13 protein-coding genes and 1 rRNA gene are annotated in these 13,863 nt (G+C 67.7%); 6 read left to right on the forward strand and 8 right to left on the reverse strand.

Annotated elements, in window-relative coordinates; genetic code table 11:
• Window positions 1-7 precede the first annotated feature (7 nt).
• Window positions 8-120 (forward strand): 5S ribosomal RNA (gene rrf / locus DMB80_RS12575).
• 74 nt (window positions 121-194) lie between these two features.
• Here the strand turns inward: rrf and DMB80_RS12580 are convergent.
• From DMB80_RS12580 to DMB80_RS12610, 7 genes are all read right to left on the reverse strand, one after another.
• A complete protein-coding gene (locus tag DMB80_RS12580) occupies window positions 195-698 on the reverse strand; it encodes a methylated-DNA--[protein]-cysteine S-methyltransferase (protein ID WP_111510165.1) in 504 nt (167 codons plus the stop codon).
• Window positions 698-2,182: a DNA-3-methyladenine glycosylase 2 family protein gene (locus tag DMB80_RS12585; RefSeq protein WP_111510166.1), complete on the reverse strand. Its 1,485-nt coding sequence runs from the start codon at window positions 2,180-2,182 to the stop codon at window positions 698-700. Before DMB80_RS12585 ends, DMB80_RS12580 begins: the two co-directional genes overlap by 1 nt.
• A 56-nt stretch (window positions 2,183-2,238) precedes the next feature.
• Complete coding sequence (locus DMB80_RS12590; protein WP_111510167.1) at window positions 2,239-3,171, reverse strand: LysR family transcriptional regulator; 933 nt, start codon at window positions 3,169-3,171, stop codon at window positions 2,239-2,241.
• 56 nt (window positions 3,172-3,227) lie between these two features.
• A complete protein-coding gene (locus tag DMB80_RS12595; protein WP_420812177.1) occupies window positions 3,228-5,591 on the reverse strand; it encodes a CaiB/BaiF CoA-transferase family protein in 2,364 nt (787 codons plus the stop codon).
• Window positions 5,592-5,596: 5 nt separating this feature from the next.
• On the reverse strand, window positions 5,597-6,814 hold the full coding sequence (locus DMB80_RS12600; protein ID WP_111510169.1) for an acyl-CoA dehydrogenase family protein: 1,218 nt from the start codon (window positions 6,812-6,814) through the stop codon (window positions 5,597-5,599).
• A gap of 1 nt (window position 6,815) precedes the next feature.
• Window positions 6,816-7,910 (reverse strand): acyl-CoA dehydrogenase family protein, encoded by a 1,095-nt coding sequence (locus DMB80_RS12605; protein WP_111510170.1) that lies wholly within the window; start codon window positions 7,908-7,910, stop codon window positions 6,816-6,818.
• 106 nt (window positions 7,911-8,016) lie between these two features.
• Window positions 8,017-9,627, reverse strand: coding sequence for an adenylate/guanylate cyclase domain-containing protein (locus DMB80_RS12610; protein ID WP_111510171.1), 1,611 nt, complete (start codon window positions 9,625-9,627; stop codon window positions 8,017-8,019).
• 46 nt (window positions 9,628-9,673) lie between these two features.
• Between DMB80_RS12610 and nucS the strand changes: the two genes are divergently transcribed.
• Both nucS and DMB80_RS12620 read left to right on the forward strand, forming a co-directional pair.
• Entirely contained in the window at window positions 9,674-10,345 is a 672-nt protein-coding gene (gene nucS, locus DMB80_RS12615) for an endonuclease NucS (RefSeq protein WP_073684397.1), read from the forward strand.
• Window positions 10,345-10,635, forward strand: coding sequence for a hypothetical protein (locus DMB80_RS12620; RefSeq protein WP_111510172.1), 291 nt, complete (start codon window positions 10,345-10,347; stop codon window positions 10,633-10,635). Before nucS ends, DMB80_RS12620 begins: the two co-directional genes overlap by 1 nt.
• Before the next feature lie 19 nt (window positions 10,636-10,654).
• On the opposite strand, the gene mce is transcribed toward DMB80_RS12620, so the two are convergent.
• Entirely contained in the window at window positions 10,655-11,128 is a 474-nt protein-coding gene (mce, locus tag DMB80_RS12625; RefSeq protein WP_111510173.1) for a methylmalonyl-CoA epimerase, read from the reverse strand.
• Between the two features lie 93 nt (window positions 11,129-11,221).
• Between mce and DMB80_RS12630 the strand changes: the two genes are divergently transcribed.
• The 3 genes from DMB80_RS12630 to DMB80_RS12640 all read left to right on the forward strand — a co-directional run bounded on the left by DMB80_RS12630 (window position 11,222) and on the right by DMB80_RS12640 (window position 13,840).
• Window positions 11,222-12,403 carry an acetyl-CoA C-acetyltransferase gene (locus tag DMB80_RS12630; protein ID WP_111510174.1) on the forward strand — a complete coding sequence of 394 codons (1,182 nt, stop codon included), beginning with the start codon at window positions 11,222-11,224 and terminating at the stop codon, window positions 12,401-12,403.
• Between the two features lie 119 nt (window positions 12,404-12,522).
• Window positions 12,523-12,909: a DUF3817 domain-containing protein gene (locus DMB80_RS12635; protein WP_111510175.1), complete on the forward strand. Its 387-nt coding sequence runs from the start codon at window positions 12,523-12,525 to the stop codon at window positions 12,907-12,909.
• A gap of 25 nt (window positions 12,910-12,934) precedes the next feature.
• Window positions 12,935-13,840, forward strand: coding sequence for a tetratricopeptide repeat protein (locus DMB80_RS12640; RefSeq protein ID WP_111510176.1), 906 nt, complete (start codon window positions 12,935-12,937; stop codon window positions 13,838-13,840).
• The last annotated feature ends 23 nt before the right edge of the window (window positions 13,841-13,863 follow it).

Consider the following 13,863-nt stretch of genomic DNA (forward strand, 5'->3'; position numbering starts at 1 on the left):
ATACAGTTACGGCGGCCATAGCGGCAGGGAAACGCCCGGACCCATCCCGAACCCGGAAGCTAAGCCTACCAGCGCCGATGATACTACCCACACGGGTGGAAAAGTAGGACACCGCCGAACACACATTTAAGCCCTGTGCCCCCCAATTCTGTTGGGGGGCACAGGCATTTGTGCATCAGAACTTTGACGGGACGTCAATCGAAGAGGGTGGCGCCGGCCGGCGCGTAACTCTTCTCCATGCCGAGCAGCAACTTCTTGCGCTCGAGTCCACCGCCGTATCCGGTGAGACTGCCATTCGCTCCGATGACCCGATGGCACGGCACGATGATGCTGATCGGGTTGTGCCCGTTGGCCAATCCGACCGCGCGGGATGCGCCCGGCGATCCGATGTGCGTGGCGATCTCCCCGTACGAGCGCGTCTCGCCGTAGGGAATCGTCTGCAGGGCAGCCCAGACCCTGCGCTGGAATTCGGTGCCCACCGCATCGAGCTCGATCTCGAACTCCTGCCGCTGTCCGCGGAAGTACTCGTCGAGTTGTCGCACGGCGTCGGCGAACGCACCATCGTCGGGTTCCCAACCGGCGCGGCTCGGTTCATACGTCTGATCGACCATCCGCAGGTGTTGCAACCGGTCTCCGGCGCCGGCCAACGTGAGGACCCCGATCGGACTGTCGACGGTCCGGTATCTCACGCTCTCCATCATTTCTCCTTCGGCGGCCATTGGTTGACCGAGTGTTCGAGTGTTGTCCAAAGATGTTGTGTCACATAGGAACGCCACGGTCGCCAGCGCTCGCTGTATGCGGTGAGCGATTTCGCATCCTCAGCCATGCCGAGGTGGCGGGCTGCAACGAGGACACCGAGATCCGTCGCGGGAAATGCATCGGGATCGCCGAGACCCCGCATCGCGATCATCTCCGCCGTCCACGGACCGATCCCCGCCAGCGCCAACATCTGCTCTCGACCGCGGTCCCACGGGGTTCCCGCATCCAGCACCAGCGCACCGCTGCCGAGTGCGTCGATCAGCGTCGTGACGGTGCGCTGACGGGCTTTCGGCACCGCCAGGTGGCGCATGTCGATGTCGCTCAAATCCTCCGTCGAGGGGAACGTATGGGTCAGGCCTCCTCCGGGGTCACTGACCGGACGTCCGTAGGCCGCAGCGAGTCGAGCGGCGTGCGTGCGTGCGGCCCCGGTCGACACCTGTTGACCCAGCACCACCCGCAGCGCCAACTCGTGCTCGTCGACAGTCCGCGGGATGCGCTGACCCGGAGCCTTCGCGACCACCGCGGCCATCTGATCGTCCTCGCTGAGCGCATCGATGACGGCCTCCGGATCGGCGTCGAGGTCCAGCAATCGGCGGCAGCGTGCAATCGCGGCCGGAAGATCGCGGAAATCCGCGAGCCGCAGCAGACACCGGACATGGTCGGGGTGCGGGGTGAGCTCGACGATGCCGCTGCCATGGGGTAGTCGCAGGGTGCGCCGGTACGTCTCGTCGCGTGTCTCCTCGACGCCCGGTATCGCGGTCGCTGCGAGGTGACCGAATACCCCTTCATAGGCAAATGGTGTCCGTACCGGCAATCGCAGTGACAGCACGCCGCGGCCGCCCGCATCGTCTCCGAAGCGTTCCTGAGCTCTGCGGCGCAGCATCGTCGGTGTCAGATCGCAGACCGCGCGGATCGTGTCGTTGAACTGTCGGATGCTGGCGAACCCCGCTGCGAACGCGACGTCGCTGAACGGCATGTCGGTGGTCTCGATGAGCACTCGCGACATCTGCGTACGCTGCGCTCTGGCCAGAGCCAGCGGCGTCGCCCCGACCTCGGCCTGCATGAGGCGTTCCAGCTGCCGCACCGTGTAGCCGAGCTTCGCCGCCAGGCCGGTGACGCCGTCGCGGTCGACGGTTCCGTCGGCGATCAGTCGCATGGCCCGCGCCACGACGTCACCGCGGACGTTCCATTCCGGCGAGCCAGGCGATGCGTCCGGCCGGCATCTTTTGCAGGCGCGGAACCCAGCCCGCTGAGCCGCCGCGGCCGTCGGGAAGAACTCGACGTTGCGGGCGAACGGTGGTCGAGCCGGACAACTCGGCCGGCAGTAGATCTTCGTCGTCAGCACCGCGGTGACGAACCAGCCGTCGAACCGTGCGTCCTTGGCCTGGACGGCGCGGTAGCAGCGGTCGAAATCGGAGTGCATACCTCGACAATGGCACGCGGGCAGGGACAGGACTGGCGGAAAAGCGACATCGCAGTTCAGACGCTGCGGCGCACCGGGCCCAACCGGTCGGCGATCTGCTCGATCATCCGTTGCACATCGCCCAGCCGTTCGCCCAGCCGCTCCGGCACCCACGCCAGCGCGATCTCCGCCGGCGCCCAGGTGCTCTCGTCGACGGGTATCAGCGCGAACTCGGGCGGAGAGAAGATCTTCCCGATGAACGAGTCGGGGGCATAGCTCACCACGGCAACCAGGTGCCGGTTGAAGACCTGGGTGGCCATCTCGACTTCGCCGCCGCGCCGGTTCGTCGTGCGCACGACCCGATGGATGCCCCGTCGATTGAGGCGTCGGATCAGGCCGGCGAGCACCACAGGATTGGGCCGCGCGAAGTCGATCGCGACCTCGCGGTCGCGCAACTCCTCGATCGTCACCATGTCCCTGCCCGCCAGCGGACCGTCGAAGCGAACCGCGATCCCGCCCTGATAGGTGGCGACGACCCGGGATTGCAGGCGCTTGTCCGTCGCGGGCAAGTGGATCAAGCCGAGCTCCGCCCGCCCCGCGATCAACGCCGCGGTCACCTCCGCCGCGGAGCCGGGCATGCTGAACTCCGATGGGTACGGAAGCTCTGCGATCACGGCTTCGAGGTGGCCGAGTAAATCCGACGGCGCATAGGCTGTCGCGCTGACCCGCAGCGGAGCGAGTCCGCGTACGCCGTGCACAGCCGCCGCCTTGAAGTCCTCGACCTGGCGCAGGATCTCCCGCGCCGGACCAATCAGCCGTTGACCCAGCGGGCTCAGCCGCACCTCGTGGTACCGGCGCTCGAAAAGTTCTCCGCCCAGTTCTTTTTCGAGCAACTTGATCTGCTTGCTCAACGGGGGAGGGGTGATCATCAACTTCTCCGCCGCGCGGGTGAAGTGCAGTTCGTCGGCGACAGCGACGAAATACCTGAGCCTGGTGAAGTCGATGTCCATTCCCTGCCCGTTCGAGACCTACGGGCATGCTACGAGATCGCCGAACCGGGGTTCCCTTACAGCGGGGCGGTGGCGTCGATCTGCGGCGTCTCCAGCACCCCGCGGTCGTGCAACGCGGCGATCTCGGCCGGACCCAGACCGAGAAGTTCCGCGGCGATCTCGGCGGTCTGCTCGCCGAGCAGGGGCGCCTGCCTCATCGGTGGGTCGGCGACATGCGCGCAGTGGATCTGGACGTTCTCCATGACGAACGGTGCGGAGCCGAAGGGGTGCAACTCTTCACGGAACGATCTGCGCTGCTGGTAGTAGCCGAACCCGGGCAGCTCGTCGGCGTGCAGCACCGCAGCGGCTGGGACACCCGCGGCTTGCAGCTCGGACATCGCCCGGGTGGCGGAGCGCTCCGCCACCCACGTCGTCACTGCGTCGTCGAGTTCACTCCCCGAGATGCCGGGGGCGCCGACGACCGCTGCCAGTGCTGCGAGCTCGTCATCGCGCCGAGGCGTCACGACCACCCACCGGTCCTCACCGGCCGCCGCGTACGTACCCCACGCGGCGTCGTGAACCGAAGGACTGCGCTCGACGTGTCCCGACCGTCGGAGCGCGTCGGCGGCGATGTCGGCCGCGAGGTGGGTGAGCATCACCTCGGCCTGCGAAATGCTGGCCGCCCCACCAGTTCCGGTGCGCTCGCGGCGGATCAGCAGTGCCAGTGCGGCCAACGAGCCGATGCGGGCCGCCACATGATCGGGATAGACGGTCACGGTGTCGCAGAACGTGTCGGGCTCACCCGGATACACCCACAGGTTGGTGAAGCCGACTGCGGCACGCACCAACGGTCCGTAGCCGAGGCGCGCCGCCCACGGCCCTGTCGGGCCGAATGCCGAGCTGTCGACGACCACGACCTCGGGATTGATCTGACGTAACGTCGCATGGTCCATGCCCAAAGCGGCTGCCACGCCTGGTTTGAAGTTGTTGAGCACGACATCGCTGCACTGCACCAAGCGGTGCGCCAGCGCCCTGCCTTCGGCGCAGCGAAGGTCGATGCCGATCGAGCGTTTGTTGCGGTGCCCGGCCGCGTAGGGCTGGGTCATCGCGGTCGGCTTGCCCAATCGCAGGCCGTCGGGGTGGGCAGAGTGCTCGATCTTGACGACGTCGGCACCGAGGTCACCGAAGAAGCGGCCCGTGTCGGCGCCGACCACGATCACGCCCAGATCCAGGACGCGCAGGCCCTCCAGCGGCAAGCCCTGCCCGCTGCGGTCCCGCGCGCCCAGGACGGGTGCCGACACGACGCGCTCCGACGTGCCCGGCCGAATCGCCGTCGCGCGGTGACCGTCGATCTCGCAGACACCGGCCGGGATCGGCGCCACCACACCCGGGGCCAGTTCGACGTCGCGGAAGAATCCGCGGGTGGTGAAGTGGTCGGCGGCCAGCGCCTCGGGCAATGTCAACACCGCGGCGGCCGGCACGCCGTGGGCCTGCGCTCGCTCCTCGAGTTCGGCACGGGTCTTGTCGGCGCAGAACCGTTCGATCGCCTCCTGCAGATGTGGTGAGTGAAACCGCTTGCCGAGCTTGTCGTAGGACGGGTCGGCGAATTCCTGCGGACTGCCCATCAAGGCGAACATGCCACGCCACTGCCGTTTCGACAGAATGCAGATTCGGACGTGGCCGTCCTTGCAGCCGAAGATGGGGTAGCGCTGCTGCTCGGCGTTCCAGTCGCGCTGCTGAGCGCTCACCGCGACACCGGCGGACGCACTGCCTGCTGACCCGAACGGCGGATCCAGGGTCTGCATCGCGCCGTCGAGCACCGCGAAGTCGATGAGATCGCCCTCCCCGGTACGTAACCGGTCCAGCAGCACGCTCAGCGTCGTCGCCGCAGCCTGGGCTGCAGCGACCTGGTAGGGCAGTTCCCCCGGTGGGATGAGCGGGGCGCGACCGGGAACGCCGGACCGCGACAGCTCACTGCTGAGTGCGAGCAGAACCGGTGTGGTGGCCTGCCAGTGCGCACAGTCGTTGTCGCGCCCGAAGTCGCTGATCGACAGGATGATCAGGGCTGGGTGACGGGTCCGCAGCGTCCGCACCGACAGCGCCGCCTCCGCGGCCGAACCCGGGCGGGTGCTCTCGATGACGATGTCAGTCTCGGCCACGAGTGCGTCGAATCGCTTGCGGCCCTCGGCTGTTGACAGGTCGATCTCGACGCTGGGCAGCCCGTGGCGATTGATCGCGCTCTGCACGTGCACGGAGGCGACGTGGGGGCCGACCTGAGGGACGACCTGGTCGTCGACGGTGACACCGGGTATCCGTAGCACGGTGACGTCGGCGCCGAGGTCGGCGTAGAGGCGGCCGACCGCGGTCATGGCGCCGGTCGAGGCGTCCAGGATTCGCACACCCGCCAGCGGCGGATCGTAGGCAGCAGCTTCTGTGCGCACAGCGGTCAGCTTCGGCGGGCCTGACGAAACGGGATGTCGCGATCGGGTTCGGGTTCCTTGGGCAATCCCAGAACCCGCTCGCCGATGATGTTGCGTTGGATCTGGTCGGTGCCGCCGCCGATCGAGGTGAAGAACGCGTTCAGGGTCAGAAAGTTCACGTCGTCGGCCACCGGGTTCTCCGAGCCCGCCAGCAGCGCCTGGGCGCCGACGATCTCGGTTTTCAACGCCGCCTCGGCGTGAAGAATCCGCGACATCGCGAGCTTGCCCAGGGACATTATCGAACTCGACGTGCCCTGGCCTGCATTGGCTTTGGCGCGTGTGTTGTTGAGCCGGTTGAGCTCTCGCATCGCCAGCACGGTCGCCAACCGGTCACGCACCGCGCCATCGCCGAGGACACCGTTCGTACGGGCCAGCTCGATCAGACTGTCTGCCGCACGGTTTCGCGAGCCGCGGTTGCTGTCACCCATGATCGAGCGCTCGTAGGCCAGCGCGGTCTGCAGAGCGCGCCACCCGTTGCCCTCACCACCGAGCAGGTAGTCGTCGGACACCACGGCGTCAGTGATGAACACCTCGTTGAAATGCGTCTCGCCCGTGATCTGCACCAGGGGACGAACGTCGATGCCGGCCTGCTTCATCGGCAGCATGAACAGACTGAGCCCCTTGTGCTTCGGCCTGTCCCAGTCGGTGCGCGCCAGCAGCAGCGCGTACTGAGCGGTCTGAGCGCCGGACGTCCAGACCTTCTGGCCGTTGACGATCCATCGATCGCCCTCCCGCACCGCCGTGGTGCGGACCGCCGCGAGGTCCGACCCGGCACCGGGCTCGCTGTACAACAGGCAGGTGCGCGCACGCTCGACGAGGAAGTCGTGCAGCAGCTCGTCGCGCAGGCGGGCAGTGCCCAGCGCGAGCACGGTGTTGGCCGGGATGTTGTACCTGTCCTGCGAAGAGCCCGGCGCCTTCACCGCGGCGAACTCCGTGGAGATCACCGCGGCCAGCGTCGCGGGGTAACCGCGACCGAACCACTCGACGGGATAGGTGGGCACCGCGTATCCGGCGGCGAGAACTTTCTCCAGCCATGCGACACGCGCCGGCGAGCTGGTCCACGGGTCGCCGCCGGCGGGCAGCGGAGACCAGTTGTCGCGCAACCACTCCCGAACCTCGGTGCGCAGTTCGCCGGCGTCGGGCAGTGCGGTCTCTGGTGTCGTCTCTGGTGTCGTCTCGGCCATCTCAGGCACCTTTCGCGGCGAGGAAGCGTTCGCGGTGCAGACGTGTGCCGCCGAACAGGTGCAGTCCGGTGCGGGCGCGTCGCAGGTACAGGTGCGCGGGGTGTTCCCACGTGAACGCGATCCCGCCGTGCATCTGGATCGCGTGCAGTGCCACTGTGTGGTAGGCCTCCGCGCAGGTAAAGCCCGCCAATGCGATTGCGCCGTCGACATTTTCGCTCGCATCGGTGTGTTCGGCGGCAGCGTGGCGTGCCGCGGAGGTCGCGTTCTCCACGTCGATGAGCAGGTCCGCGGCCATGTGCTTGAGCGCCTGGAAGCTGCCGATCTGGCGACCGAACTGGATGCGGGTCTTGAGGTAGGAGACGGTCATGTCGAAGATGCGCCGCGCACCGCCGACCTGCTCACCCGCTGAGGCGATGACCGCGAGAGCCAGTGCGTCGCCCACGGCAGCCCAGCCGGCCGTTCCGAGTCTGCGCGCAGGGGTGCTCGTCAGCGTGATCGTCGACAGACGGACGGTCGGGTCGAAAACCGTTGCAGCACAGAGATCGAATCCCGGTGCGGCCGAACTCACCTCGAACACCCCGATGCCGTCGTCGGTCCGTGCGATGACCAGCAGCACGTCGGCGACGTGGCCCCACGTGACGTAGTGGGCGGCGCCGGTGAGGGTGCCATCGGCGCCCGCACGCACGTCGACCCCGTCGGGCGTCCACGATCCTGCCGGCCCGGTCAACGCCACCGTGGCGATCGTCGTGCCGTCGGCCAGCCCGGGCAACAGCCGTGCCTTGTCCTCGTCGGAACCCGCCGCGTTGATCAGCGCGACGGCCAGCACGGAGCTGGAGATGAACGGTGCGGGCAGCAATGCCGCGCCGGTCTCCTCGGCGACTGCCTCGACTTCGGCGGCGCCGAATCCGAGTCCGCCGTGCTCGGGCGCGACCAACATGCCCAGCACACCCTGGTCGGCCAGTCGAGCCCACAGCGCGCGATCGAACCCGTCCTCGCAGTCCATGACGCGGCGCACGTCGGCCTCGGTGCATTTGTCGGCCAACAGGTCGCTGACCGCGGCGGAGAGCTCAGCCAGTTCGGCCACATCCAACGTCATCTCAACGCCTCCCTCGGGTCGCGCCCACCATCGTGGGGGTCCGCCTGCTCGCTGTCCATCACCGATCCCGACACCGGTGGATGTCGCATCGAGACATGCGAACCGATCAGGGCTCACCGACCGGCGTGGCCAGGCGGGTGGGCTCGGAGTGTCCCCGCAGGGTCACCGTCTCGCCGAGGGTCCAGCGCTCACGTTCGTCCTCGGTCGCCTTGGTCACCGCGGCCGCCGACGCGACAAGATGTCCGTCGACTTTCTTGGAGAGCTCACACAACCGGGCCGCCTCGTTGACCGGCTCGCCGATCACCGTGTACTCGAACCGCTCCTTGGCGCCGACGTTGCCCGCCACGACCTGACCGGCCGCGACGCCGATGCCCGCCTCACACTCCGGCACCTCGGCGCGCAACCGCCGCGCCATCGCGCGCGCCGCCGCCAGCGCCTCTGCTTCGGGGTTGTCCAGCGACACCGGCGCGCCGAACACCGCGAGCACGGCGTCGCCCTCGAACTTGTTGACCAGTCCGTGGTGTCGGTCGACCTCGTCGACGACGACGTCGAAGAAGCGGTTGAGCAGCTCCACCACCTCCACGGCCGGCCGCCCCGTCACCAGCTTGGTCGAACCGATGATGTCGATGAAAATCACGGCGGCGTAGCGTTCCTCGCCGCCCAACTCGATCTGCTGCTTCTCCGCGGCGAGCGCGACCTCCCGGCCCACGTGGCGGCCGAACAGATCGCGCACCCGCTCCCGCTCCCGGAGACCGTGCACCATGGCGTTGAAACCGCGCTGCAGCTCGCCGAGCTCGGTGCCGTCGAACACCACCAGGTTGCAGTCGAGGTCGCCGTCTTCGACCTGCTTGAGTGCCTCGCGCACCACGCGCACCGGGGTGGCGATCAACCAGGACAGCAGCCACATCAGGATCAGGCCGAAGATCAACGCCACCAACGCGATGATCATCACCGCGACCGCGAACTGGGTGCTGGTGAGGTTGCTCAGCGACAGGGAGAAGATCGCCAGCAGCAGGATGCCCAATACGGGGACCCCAGAGCTCAGCAGCCAGACCGTCATGGTGCGCCCCATCACGCCATGCGTCAGCCGGCGCGGCGGGCGGCCCGCCTCGAGCGCCTGCGCGGCGACGGGCCGCAGCGCGAACTCGGTGATCATGTAGCAGGCGGTCGCCACGACGATCCCCGGGAAGCCCACCGCGAACAGGAACCGGGGGATGAAGGCGGAATCCTGCAGGCCGTAGAGAAGGGTCAGCAATGCGGTGCCGACGCCCCACAGGATGAGCGCGCTCGTCGCGACGCGGGCCGGCGCGCGGAACACGTTGCGCTGATCCTCCCGGGTGGGTGTGCGCTCCTCGAGCGCCCACCGCAGCGAATTCACTGTTCGGGCCGTGATCCACACCGTGCCGAGGATCAGCGCCACGAAGAGGTACGCGGGCACTACGCCGAACGTCAACCATGCGGGTGCATCGGTGAAGACGCTCGGCACCGGGATCGCCACGGTGTTGAGCAGTAGCGACACCCCGATGCCCAGGATGTTGGTGAAGAGCAGGAAGAACGTCAGGATGACCTGGATCCGGACCCGGCGGCGGCGCTGGTCCTCTTCTGGCCGGCCCAGCAGCCACGAGCCGTAATCGGGGGTGTCCAGCCGCCCGCTCTGCCGGGTGACCCGCTCCAGCACCTTGCCCAGCCGATGCGGCACGCTCGTCGTGGCGTTCATATGTTGCGTCAGCCTAGTGAGTGCCGCGGCCAACTATGGTGGTTCGGTGCGTCTCGTGATCGCCCACTGCACCGTCGACTACGTCGGCCGGCTCACCGCCCATCTTCCGTCGGCGAAGCGACTTTTGTTGTTCAAGTCCGACGGCTCGGTGAGTGTGCACGCCGACGACCGCGCCTACAAGCCGCTGAACTGGATGTCGCCGCCCTGCTGGGTCTCCGAGCAGGCCGACGGTGAGACCCCGGTGTGGGTCGTCGAGAACAAGGCGGGGGAGCAGCTGCGCATCACCGTGGAGTCGATCGAGCACGACTCCAGCCACGAACTCGGTGTCGACCCCGGGTTGGTCAAGGACGGCGTCGAGGCGCACCTGCAAGCGTTGCTCGCCGAACACGTGGAACTGCTCGGCGCCGGCTACACGCTGGTGCGTCGCGAGTACATGACCCCGATCGGCCCGGTCGACCTGTTGTGCCGCGACGAGCAGGGCCGTTCGGTGGCCGTGGAGATCAAGCGGCGCGGCGAGATCGACGGAGTCGAGCAGCTCACCCGCTATCTCGAGCTGATGAACAGGGACTCGCTACTGGCGCCGGTGGCCGGGGTGTTCGCCGCCCAGCAGATCAAACCGCAAGCCCGCACGCTCGCCACTGACCGTGGAATACGTTGTCTTACACTCGATTACGACAAGATGCGCGGGATGGACAACGACGAGTTCCGACTGTTCTGATGGGCCGCCGCCCGGCACGCAAGCCACGGCAGCATCCGCCGCTGCCCGCTCCGCGGCGGATCGAGATCGGCCCTGACGGCTTCGACTACGAGGTTCGGGCGGTGCCGGGGTCACGAGCGGTCAAGGTGTACCGCTGCCCGGGCTGTGATCAGGAGATCCGGCCCGGTGTCGCCCATGTGGTGGCATGGCCGGCCGATTCGGGGGACGCCGGCGCGGACGACCGCCGGCACTGGCACACATCGTGCTGGGCCAACCGCGCGACCCGGGGGCCTACGCGTCGCTGGTCGTGACTTCCTGTGTCGCTGAGCGTCAGTGCGAGTCGGCGGCAGGTTCGACGAGCTCGATCAGCACGCCGCCGCCGTCCTTGGGATGAATGAAGTTGATGCGCGAATTCGAGGTGCCGCGCCGAGGCGCGTCGTAGATCAACCGCACGCCCTGCTCGCGTAGCCGCTCGCTCAGCGCATCGAGATCGCTGACCCGGTATGCGAACTGCTGCAGGCCGGGGCCGCGCTTGTCGAGGAACTTCGCGATCGTCGACTCGTCATTGATGGGGGCCATCAGCTGGATCTGGGTGCTGCCCACCGGTGCGCCGCGCACCGCGAGCATCGCCTCGCGGATGCCCTGCTCGTCGTTGACCTCTTCGTGCAGCACGATCATGCCGAGATGGTCGTGGTACCACCGGATCGCCGCATCCAGGTCGGGCACCGCGATGCCCACGTGATCGACAGCGGTGACCAGCGCGGTGGCCAGTACAGGACGGGCGTCAGTCTGCTCGGCGGTCATAACAGCGAAGTTACCTAACAAGATCGGTTTCGAATAGTTCCGGCCCTAGAGATAGCCTCTCGGCAGTCGCTCGAAACTCAGGTGGAGGTAGTCATGACGACGTCGGTGATCGTTGCTGGGGCCCGTACTCCCGTGGGCAAGTTGCTGGGTTCGCTGAAGGATTTCTCCGGAAGCGATCTCGGCGCCGTTGCGATCCGCGGGGCACTCGAGAAGGCCGGGGTGCCGGCGTCCGCTGTCGAGTACGTGATCATGGGCCAGGTGCTCACCGCCGGCGCGGGCCAGATGCCGGCGCGTCAGTCCGCGGTCGCCGCGGGCATCGGTTGGGACGTCGCCGCGCTCACCATCAACAAGATGTGCCTGTCGGGCATCGATGCGATCGCGCTGGCCGACCAGCTGATCCGGGCCGGTGAGTTCGACGTCGTGGTGGCCGGTGGCCAGGAGTCGATGACGCAGGCGCCGCACCTGCTGATGAAGAGCCGGTCGGGCTACAAGTACGGCGACGTGACCGCGGTCGACCACATGGCCTACGACGGGCTGCACGACGTCTTCACCGACCAGCCGATGGGCGCGCTGACCGAGCAGCGCAACGACGTCGATAAGTTCACCCGCGCAGAGCAAGACGAGTTCGCGGCGAATTCGCACCAGAAAGCCGCCCGGGCCTGGAAGGACGGCGTCTTCGCCGATGAGGTCGTGCCCGTCGCGATCCCGCAGCGCAAGGGTGACCCGATCGAATTCGCCGAGGACGAGGGCATCCGCGCCGACACCACCGCCGAGTCACTGTCCGGGCTGCGTCCGGCGTTCCGCAAGGACGGCACCATCACCGCAGGTTCTGCCTCGCAGATCTCCGACGGCGCCTGCGCCGTCGTCGTGATGAGCAAGGCGAAGGCCGAGGAGATGGGGCTGTCCTGGCTGTGCGAGATCGGCGCCCACGGCGTGGTCGCCGGACCGGATTCGACGCTGCAGAGCCAACCGGCCAACGCCATCAAGAAGGCGGTCGCCAAGGAGGGGATCTCGCTCGATCAGCTCGACGTCATCGAGATCAACGAGGCGTTCGCCGCGGTCGCGCTGGCCTCGACCAAGGAGCTGGGCGTCGACCCCGACAAGGTCAACCGCAGCGGAGGCGCGATCGCCATCGGCCATCCGATCGGCATGTCGGGAGCTCGCATCACGCTGCACGCAGCCCTCGAACTGTCCCGCCGGGGCAGCGGTTACGCAGTCGCCGCGCTCTGCGGAGCGGGTGGACAGGGAGACGCGCTGATCCTGCGCCGGCCGTAGTCGACGACGCCGGAAAACGACGCCGGAAAACGACGCCGGAAAACGACGCCGGAAAACGACGCCGGAAAACGACGCCGGAAAACGACACTGCGTAGTAGCTGCTGCGGCACAATGGCGCCATGACTCGCGCATTCGACGTCCGCAACGCCGCGGCGTGGTTCCGGCTGATTGCCTTCGCGGAGGCACTGTCCTGGATCGGCCTGCTGGTCGGCATGTACTTCAAATACCTGGGCACGCCCCGCACCGAGGTCGGGGTGAAGATCTTCGGACCGATCCACGGCGGCGTGTTCATCGCCTTCGTCATCGCGGCCGTGTTCACCGGTCTGGCGCTCAGGTGGAGGCTCGGCACATGGTTGCTGGCGTTGCTGGGCAGCATTGTGCCATTGGCCAGTGTGATCTTTCTCATATGGGCTGATCGGACGGGGCGGATGGGCCACGCGGCGGGGTCGAATCAGGTCGGTGTGCACGCCGGGCAGTCGCGTCGGACGGCGCCCGAAACCACCTGAGGCGAGTCGTGACAGACTTGCTGTCGTGACACGTCCTGGACCCCGCATCTCGCCTGCCTTGGCGGGCGCAGTCGATCTGTCAGCTCTCAAACAGCGGCCGGCCACCGGTTCCGACGCCCGCTCCGCACCGGCGGCAGGCGCGCGGGGTGGGGTGGACGTGACCGAAACCAACTTCGAGGCCGAAGTCCTCGTGCGATCCAACGAAGTGCCCGTCGTCGTGCTGCTCTGGTCACCGCGCAGCGACTCCAGCGTTCAATTGGCTGATGTCCTGGGCGAGCTTGCCGGAGCCGACCGCGGAAAGTGGTCGCTGGCCACCGTGAACGTGGACACGACGCCTCGGGTGGCGCAGATGTTCGGCGTCGAGGCCGTTCCGACCGTGGTCGCGCTGGCCGCCGGTCAGCCGCTGTCGAGCTTCCAGGGCATGCAGCCGCCGGACCAACTGCGGCGCTGGATCGATTCGCTGCTCGACGCGACGGCAGGCAAGCTCAGCGGCGGCCCCGCGGCCGGCGACGAAGAGCAGTCCGATCCGGTGCTCGACAACGCACGCGCCCTGCTCGATGAGGGTGATTTCGACGCGGCCCGCAGCGCATACCAAGCGATCTTGGAGTCCGACCCGCAGCACGCCGAGGCCAAGGGTGCGGTGCGACAGATCGACTTCCTGCAGCGCGCCACGACGCACCCTCAGGATGCGGTGGCCCGATCCGACGCCGCTCCGACGGACATCGATGCGGCGTTGGCCGCCGCCGACGTCGAGATACTCCAGCAGGACGTGGCCGCCGCGTTCGACCGACTCACCGGGCTGATCAAGCGCACCGCGGGCGACGAACGCGCCCGCGTACGTACCCGGCTGATCGAACTGTTCGACCTCTTCGATCCCGCGGACCCCGAGGTGATCGCCGGGCGCCGCAATCTGGCCAACGCACTCTACTGACTTTCTCTCCCGCGAGCAGACGC

Source organism: Mycobacterium kyogaense (assembly GCF_003254575.1).
Lineage (GTDB): Bacteria > Actinomycetota > Actinomycetes > Mycobacteriales > Mycobacteriaceae > Mycobacterium > Mycobacterium kyogaense.

What these genes read in the sequence shown, in the direction of transcription:
- DMB80_RS12630 (WP_111510174.1), top strand. Translation starts at nt 11,222, where the DNA reads ATGACGACGTCGGTGATCGTTGCTGGGGCCCGTACTCCCGTGGGCAAG.
- mce (WP_111510173.1), bottom strand. Translation starts at nt 11,128, where the DNA reads ATGACCGCCGAGCAGACTGACGCCCGTCCTGTACTGGCCACCGCGCTG.
- DMB80_RS12620 (WP_111510172.1), top strand. Translation starts at nt 10,345, where the DNA reads ATGGGCCGCCGCCCGGCACGCAAGCCACGGCAGCATCCGCCGCTGCCC.
- DMB80_RS12635 (WP_111510175.1), top strand. Translation starts at nt 12,523, where the DNA reads ATGACTCGCGCATTCGACGTCCGCAACGCCGCGGCGTGGTTCCGGCTG.
- DMB80_RS12610 (WP_111510171.1), bottom strand. Translation starts at nt 9,627, where the DNA reads ATGAACGCCACGACGAGCGTGCCGCATCGGCTGGGCAAGGTGCTGGAG.
- DMB80_RS12580 (WP_111510165.1), bottom strand. Translation starts at nt 698, where the DNA reads ATGGAGAGCGTGAGATACCGGACCGTCGACAGTCCGATCGGGGTCCTC.
- DMB80_RS12585 (WP_111510166.1), bottom strand. Translation starts at nt 2,182, where the DNA reads ATGCACTCCGATTTCGACCGCTGCTACCGCGCCGTCCAGGCCAAGGAC.
- DMB80_RS12605 (WP_111510170.1), bottom strand. Translation starts at nt 7,910, where the DNA reads ATGACGTTGGATGTGGCCGAACTGGCTGAGCTCTCCGCCGCGGTCAGC.
- DMB80_RS12590 (WP_111510167.1), bottom strand. Translation starts at nt 3,171, where the DNA reads ATGGACATCGACTTCACCAGGCTCAGGTATTTCGTCGCTGTCGCCGAC.
- DMB80_RS12600 (WP_111510169.1), bottom strand. Translation starts at nt 6,814, where the DNA reads ATGGCCGAGACGACACCAGAGACGACACCAGAGACCGCACTGCCCGAC.